Origin of the sequence: Streptomyces phytophilus (genome assembly GCF_013870535.1) — a bacterium.
GTDB classification, from domain to species: domain Bacteria; phylum Actinomycetota; class Actinomycetes; order Streptomycetales; family Streptomycetaceae; genus Streptomyces; species Streptomyces phytophilus.
Map to the genome: position 1 here is coordinate 1 of NZ_JACBXC010000234.1, position 6,661 is coordinate 6,661.

The following is a 6,661-nucleotide window of genomic DNA, read 5'->3' on the forward strand; positions in this document are numbered from 1 at the left end:
CGCACCCTCGGCTCCGCCGGGCTCGCCGCCGCCCTGCTCGCCGGGTTCGTGCTCCGCCAGGCCAGGGCCGCCGCGCCGCTGCTGCCGCTGCGCGTCTTCCGCTCGCGCACCGTCGCCGGCGCCAACGCCGTCCAACTGCTCGTCATCTCCGGGATGTTCGCCTTCCAGATCGTCGTCGCGCTCTACATGCAGCAGGTGCTGGGCTACGGGGCCGCCGAGACCGGCCTCGCGATGCTGCCCGCCGCGGCCATGATCGGCGTCACCTCGCTGCTCGTCTCCGCCCGGCTGGTGGCGCGGTTCGGCGAGCGCTCGGTGCTGCTGGCCGGGCTGGTGCTCCTCGCGCTGGGCCTGGCGCTGCTGGTCCGCATCCCGCGGGATCCGGCCGAGGTCAGCTACGCGGCCCACCTGCTGCCGACGATGCTGCTGATCAGCGGCGGCGGGCTGGTGCTGCCGGCGATGACCGCGCTGGGCATGTCCGCCGCCCGTGCCGACGACGCCGGGGTGGTGTCGGGGCTGTTCAACACCGGGCAGCAGATGGGCGGCGCGCTGGGCGTCGCGGTGCTGACCACGCTGGCGGCCGGGCGTACAGAGTCGCTCGCCGCGGCCGGCGACGGCCGGGACGCGGCGCTGACGGGCGGCTTCCAGCTGGCGTTCGGCATCGGGGCGGCGCTGGTCGCCGCGGCGGCGGTGCTGACGCTGGTGGTGCTGCGGCCCCGTACGGCCGGCGGGCCGCAAGGGCCGGACGGCGGCGCGGCGGCGGGCGCCGGTGCGCAGGACGCCGGTACGCAGGACGCCGGTGCCGCGGGCGCCGGGGCGGCTCCCGGCGCCTCCGCGGCGAGGGCCGCTACTCCTGCGGCACCACCCCGGCCCGCAGCAGACCGTAGGCGTACGCGTCGTCCAGTGCCTGCCACGACGCCGCGATGACGTTGTCCGCGACGCCGACGGTGTCCCACTCGCCCCGGCCGTCGCTGGTGGTGATGAGCACGCGCGTGGTCGACTCCGTGCCGTGGGTCCCCTCCAGGATCCGCACCTTGTAGTCGATCAGCTCGAAGTCGGCGAGCTGCGGGTAGAGCCGCTCCAGCGCCACCCGCAGGGCCCGGTCCAGTGCGTGGACCGGGCCTTTGCCCTCCGCCGTGACGACGGTCCGCTCGCCCTTCGCCCACAGCTTGACCGTGGCCTCGTTGGCGTGGGTGCCGTCCGGCCGGTCCTCGACGATGGCCCGCCAGGACTCGGTGCGGAAGTAGCGCCGCGCACGGCCGGACTCGCGCAGCTGCAACTCCTCGCGGAGCAGCAGCTCGAAGGAGGCGTCGGCGGCCTCGTAGGTCAGCCCGCGCAGCTCGTTCTCCTTGACCCGCTCCACCACCCGGCTCAGCAGCTCGCGGTCGTCGCCGAGGTCGAGGCCGAGGTCCTTGCCCTTCAGCTCGATGGACGCCCGGCCGGCCATGTCGGAGACCAGCATGCGCAGCCGGTTGCCGACCAGGTCGGGGTCGATGTGCTGGTAGAGGTCGGGGTCGACCTTGATGGCGGAGGCGTGCAGGCCGGCCTTGTGGGCGAAGGCCGAGACGCCCACGTACGGCTGGTGGGTGGCGGGCGCGATGTTGACGACCTCGGCGACGGCGTGCGAGATCCGGGTCATCTCCGCGAGCTTGCCCGCGGGCAGCACCCGCATGTCGTACTTCAGCTCCAGCGCGGCCACGACGGGGAAGAGGTTCGCGTTGCCGACGCGCTCGCCGTAGCCGTTGGCGGTGCACTGCACGTGCGTGGCGCCGCCGTCGACGGCGGCCAGGGTGTTGGCCACGGCGCAGCCGGAGTCGTCCTGGGCGTGCATGCCGAGGCGCGCCCCGGTGGCGGCCAGCACCTCGGCGACGGTCTCGCGCACCTGGCCGGGGAGCATGCCGCCGTTGGTGTCGCAGAGCACGACGACGTCGGCGCCGGCCTCGTGCGCGGCGGCGACGACCTGCTTGGCGTACGCGGCGTTGGCGCGGTGGCCGTCGAAGAAGTGCTCGCAGTCGACGAAGACCCGGCGGCCGTGCTCGCGCAGGAACGCGACCGTGTCGCGGACCATCGCCAGGTTCTCCGCGAGCGTGGTGCGCAGCGCCAGCTCCACGTGCCGGTCGTGCGACTTGGCGACCAGCGTGACGACGGGTGCCTTGGACTCCAGCAACGCGAGCACCTGCGGGTCGTCCTCGACCCGTACGCCCGCCCTGCGGGTGGATCCGAAGGCGACGAGCTGCGCGTGCCGCAGGTCGACCTCGTCGCGGACGCGGCGGAAGAACTCCGTGTCCCGGGGGACCGCGCCGGGCCAGCCGCCCTCGATGAAGCCCACGCCGAAGTCGTCGAGGTGCCGGGCGATGGCCAGCTTGTCCGCGACGGTCAGGCTGATGCCCTCGCGCTGCGCGCCGTCGCGCAGCGTGGTGTCGAAGACGTGGAAGGCGTCGTCGGGAGTCCCTGGGGCTGCCGGCTCTGTGCTCATCGAAGTGCTCCTGTCGGGATGGTGTGCTCTCCGGTCCCGGAAATGGAAAAGACCCCTCGCGGGTCGCGAGAGGTCTGCGCGCGGGTCTGGGACGCGGTGAGCCAGCACCGCATGCGGATCGCGGTACGGGTCAGCGCGGACCGGCGCGCCTGTTGCCAATAATCATGACGGCAAACGAGGTCACGTCGCGCAGTCTGGCACACACCTCGCCCGACCTGGAGTCCCGTCTCACGATACGGGCAGCGTGCCCACAATCCGTACGGCGAGGTCAGGGCGCAATGCGGTCTTGTGTGGATGACATGCGCGTGCCAATTTGGTCCCCGACCAGTCGGTACGGCACCTCCCACACACCCCCACATGGTTCACACAAAGGAGAGCCACCGCATGAGACCCCAGATGTCCGCGCGTCCGGTCGGCACCCTCGCCGCCCTTCTCCTCCTCGGTACCGCCGCACTCGGCTCCACGGCCGCCGCGGCACCCCCGCCGGCCGACCGCCCCGACCAGGGGGTGCAGGCCGACGCGGCGACGATCGCGCTCAGCGCCGACGTCACGCGCGCCCTCGGCGCCGACAGCGCCGGCACGTACCTGGACGCCGACACCGGCGAGCTGGTCGTGACGGTCACCGACAAGGCCGCCGCCGCGGAGGCCCGCGCCACCGGCGCCCGCGCCGAACTGGTCGAGCACAGCGCCGCGGACCTGCGCTCCGCGATGGGCGCCTTCGAGAGCCGCGCGAAGATCACCGGCACCTCCTGGGGTGTCGATCCGGCCACCAACCAGATAGCCGTGCAGGCCGACTCCACCGTGTCCGCCGCCGAGTACGCGACGCTGAAGCGCGTCGCGAAGAGCCTCGACGGCGCGGCCCGGGTGGAGCGGACAGCCGGGACGCTCCGGCAGGAGGTCCTGGGCGGCGACGCCATCTACGGCGGCGGCTACCGCTGCTCCGCGGCGTTCAACGTGACCAAGAACAACGCCCGCTACTTCGTCACCGCGGGCCACTGCACCAACGCGGGCGCCTCCTGGTCGGCCACCAGCGGCGGCGCTGCCATCGGCACCCGCGAGGGCACCAGCTTCCCGACCAACGACTACGGCATCGTCCGCTACACCGACGGCTCCTCCCCCGCGGGCACCGTGAACCTCTACAACGGCAGCACCCGGGACATCACCGGCGCCGCCAACGCCGTCGTCGGCCAGGCCATCCAGAAGAGCGGCTCCACCACCCAGGTCACCAGCGGCACCGTGACCGCGGTGAACGTGACCGTGAACTACAGCGAGGGCCCGGTCTACAACATGGTCCGCACCACCGCCTGCTCCGCGGGCGGCGACAGCGGCGGCGCCCACTTCTCGGGCGGCGTCGCGTACGGCATCCACTCCGGCAGCTCGGGCTGCACCGGCACCAACGGCTCCGCCATCCACCAGCCGGTCACCGAGGCGCTCAGCGCGTACGGCGTGAGCGTCTACTGACGCACCGGCAGCAGCACGACGGCACGCAGGGGGCCGCCGCCGGATCCCGGCGGCGGCCCCCGACGTCCGTGCGTCAGGCCCGTCCGTGCGTCAGCCCAGCTCGTGCATCCAGCCGTGCGGGTCCGGGGCCTGCCCCGTCTGCACGTCGACCAGCGCCTTGCGCAGCCGCGCCGTGATCGGCCCCATCGACCCGTCGGCCACCGTCCACTCCGCCGTGCTCGACTTCGCGTGCCCCACCGGCGTGATGACCGCGGCCGTGCCGCAGGCGAAGGTCTCCGAAATGGTGCCGTCCGCGCAGCCGGCCTGCCACTCCTCCTTGGAGATCCGCACCTCGCCGGTCCGGTGGCCGAGGTCGGCGGCGATGGTCAGCAGCGAGTCGCGGGTGATGCCGGGCAGCAGCGTGCCGGTCAGCTCGGGCGTGACCACCTCCGCGTCCGGGCCCTCGCCCCGCACGAAGTACAGGTTCATCCCGCCCATCTCCTCGATCCACCGGCGCTCCACCGCGTCCAGCCACACCACCTGGTCGCAGCCCTGCTGCACGGCCTGGAGCGTGGCGGCCATCGCGCCCGCGTAGTTGCCCGCGCACTTGGCCTCGCCGGTGCCGCCCGGCGCGGCGCGCACGTACTCCTCGGTGAGCCACACCGACACCGGCTTGATGCCGCCGTGGAAGTACGCGCCCGCGGGCGAGGCCAGCACCATGAACAGGTACTCGTGCGCCGGCGAGTTCACGCCGAGGCCGACCTCCGTGGCGAACATGAAGGGGCGCAGGTAGAGCGACTCCTCGCCGGTGCCCGGCACCCACGCCTTGTCCTGGCGCACCAGCACGTCGATGGCTTCCACGAAGGTCTCGACGGGCAGCTCCGGCATCGCCAGCCGGCGTGCGGAGAGCTGGAAGCGGCGCGCGTTGGCGTCGGGCCGGAAGGTGCGCACGCTGCCGTCGGGCTGCCGGTACGCCTTCAGCCCCTCGAAGATGGACTGCCCGTAGTGCAGCGCCATCGTCGCCGGGTCGAGGGTCAGCGGCGCGTACGGCTGGAGCTGGGCGTCGTGCCAGCCGCGGCCTTCGGTCCACTTGATCGTGACCATGTGGTCGGTGAAGTGCTTGCCGAAGCCGGGGTTGGTGAGGATCGCCTCGCGCTCCGCGTCGGACAGCGGGTGCGCGGACGGCTTGAGCTCGATCGTGGTCATGAGATTCGTGTCCTTCACCGTTCGGTGTGTGGCGGACCGCGTCCCGTACCGAGGTCCTCGTACCCGAAGGTACTAGGACGTCCGAGCATTACCCCGTGCCGCGGCCCCCTGTCGATTATGACGGGGGCGCGGGCAGCGGCAAGCGTGGCGGTGGTACGCGGCCCGAAGGGTCATCGTCGCACCGACCCCGCCCGGAGGGCAGGGTCGTCGGCCGTACGGAGAAACCTGACCGGCCGGGCCGGCCGCGGCGAGCGTGTGTGGTCCCGGCGGTCAGCCGGATACTCGGGCGGCGAGCGCGTCGCCGATCTCGTCCGTGCTCCGCCCGCGCGCGGCGCCCCGCTCGGCGAGGTCGGCCTCGACGGCCTCCTCGACGCGGGTGGCCTGCGCGGCGTAGCCGAGGTGGCGCAGCAGCAGGGCGACCGACAGGACCGTGGCCGTCGGGTCGGCCTTGCCGGTGCCGGCGATGTCCGGCGCGGAGCCGTGGACCGGCTCGAACATCGACGGGAAGGCGCCGGTCGGGTTGATGTTCCCGGAGGCGGCGAGGCCGATGCCGCCGCTGATGGCGGCGGCGAGGTCGGTGAGGATGTCGCCGAAGAGGTTGTCGGTGACGATCACGTCGAACCGCTCGGGCTGAGTGGTGAGGAAGATCGTGGCGGCGTCGACGTGCAGGTAGTCCGTGGCGACGTCCGGGTACTCGGCGGCGACCCCGTCGAAGGTGTTCTTCCAGAGGTGGCCGGCGAAGACGAGCACGTTGTTCTTGTGTACGAGCGTCAGCTTCTTCCGCGGGCGGGCCCGGGCGCGCTCGAAGGCGTCCCGGACCACGCGCTCCACGCCGTACGCGGTGTTGACGCTGACCTCGGTGGCGACCTCGGCGGGGGTGCCCGTGCGCAGGCTGCCGCCGTTGCCGGTGTACGGGCCCTCGGTGCCCTCGCGGACGACGACGAAGTCGATGCCGGGGCTGCCGGCCAGCGGCGTCTCGGTGCCCGGGAAGAGCTTCGACGGGCGCAGGTTCACGTAGTGGTCGAAGGCGAAGCGCAGCTTCAGCAGCAGCCCGCGCTCCAGCACGCCGGACGGCACCGAGGGGTCGCCGATGGCGCCGAGCAGGATCGCGTCGTAGCCCGCGAGGGCCGTCAGCTCCGCGTCGGGCAGGGTCTCGCCGGTGGCGTGCCAGCGGCGGGCGCCCAGGTCGAAGCTCTCGGTCTCCAGCTTCACGTCCTGCGGCAGGACGGCGGAGAGCACTTTCAGGCCCTGGGCCACGACCTCGGGGCCGATGCCGTCGCCGGGAATGGACGCGAGACGAATGCTGCGAGACATGCGGGGGAGCCTACGCGCTACGTCTTGCGGGATGACACCGCCGTCCGGGATGTGGACATACCGGAGCCGTTCACCACGCCGACGGCCGCGGTTCTCCGGTACGCCGGGCCGAAGGGGGAATGCTCGGGCATATGGACACCCCCGGCTTCGGCATCCCCCCGCGGCTCGCCCGCGGCATGAGCATGGCCGAGCAGCACGAGTACCTGCGCCGCGCACTCTCCCGCCGCC

5 protein-coding genes are annotated in these 6,661 nt (G+C 72.9%); 2 read left to right on the forward strand and 3 right to left on the reverse strand.

The features are described from left to right. Positions 1-924 (forward strand): MFS transporter (locus tag H5J30_RS13450; RefSeq protein ID WP_181787667.1); only part of this gene is annotated, 924 nt, incomplete at its 5' end. On the opposite strand, the gene cimA is transcribed toward H5J30_RS13450, so the two are convergent. After that, the gene (gene cimA / locus H5J30_RS13455) at positions 845-2,473 is read right to left on the reverse strand and encodes a citramalate synthase (protein WP_181787668.1); all 1,629 of its coding nucleotides are present in this window, start codon (positions 2,471-2,473) and stop codon (positions 845-847) included. The genes H5J30_RS13450 and cimA overlap by 80 nt on opposite strands. A 396-nt stretch (positions 2,474-2,869) precedes the next feature. Here cimA and H5J30_RS13460 point away from each other — a divergent pair, with 396 nt between their 5' ends. Next, positions 2,870-3,934 carry a S1 family peptidase gene (locus tag H5J30_RS13460; protein ID WP_181787671.1) on the forward strand — a complete coding sequence of 355 codons (1,065 nt, stop codon included), beginning with the start codon at positions 2,870-2,872 and terminating at the stop codon, positions 3,932-3,934. 90 nt (positions 3,935-4,024) lie between these two features. Here the strand turns inward: H5J30_RS13460 and H5J30_RS13465 are convergent, their stop codons facing one another. Further along, entirely contained in the window at positions 4,025-5,119 is a 1,095-nt protein-coding gene (locus H5J30_RS13465; RefSeq protein ID WP_181787669.1) for a branched-chain amino acid aminotransferase, read from the reverse strand. A 270-nt stretch (positions 5,120-5,389) separates the two neighbouring features. After that, entirely contained in the window at positions 5,390-6,433 is a 1,044-nt protein-coding gene (locus H5J30_RS13470; RefSeq protein WP_181787670.1) for a 3-isopropylmalate dehydrogenase, read from the reverse strand. Between the last annotated feature and the right edge of the window lie 228 nt (positions 6,434-6,661).

Excerpts from the sequence above, each read along its gene's own strand:
- cimA (WP_181787668.1), bottom strand. The coding sequence starts at position 2,473 with ATGAGCACAGAGCCGGCAGCCCCAGGGACTCCCGACGACGCCTTCCAC.
- H5J30_RS13465 (WP_181787669.1), bottom strand. The coding sequence starts at position 5,119 with ATGACCACGATCGAGCTCAAGCCGTCCGCGCACCCGCTGTCCGACGCG.
- H5J30_RS13460 (WP_181787671.1), top strand. The coding sequence starts at position 2,870 with ATGTCCGCGCGTCCGGTCGGCACCCTCGCCGCCCTTCTCCTCCTCGGT.
- H5J30_RS13470 (WP_181787670.1), bottom strand. The coding sequence starts at position 6,433 with ATGTCTCGCAGCATTCGTCTCGCGTCCATTCCCGGCGACGGCATCGGC.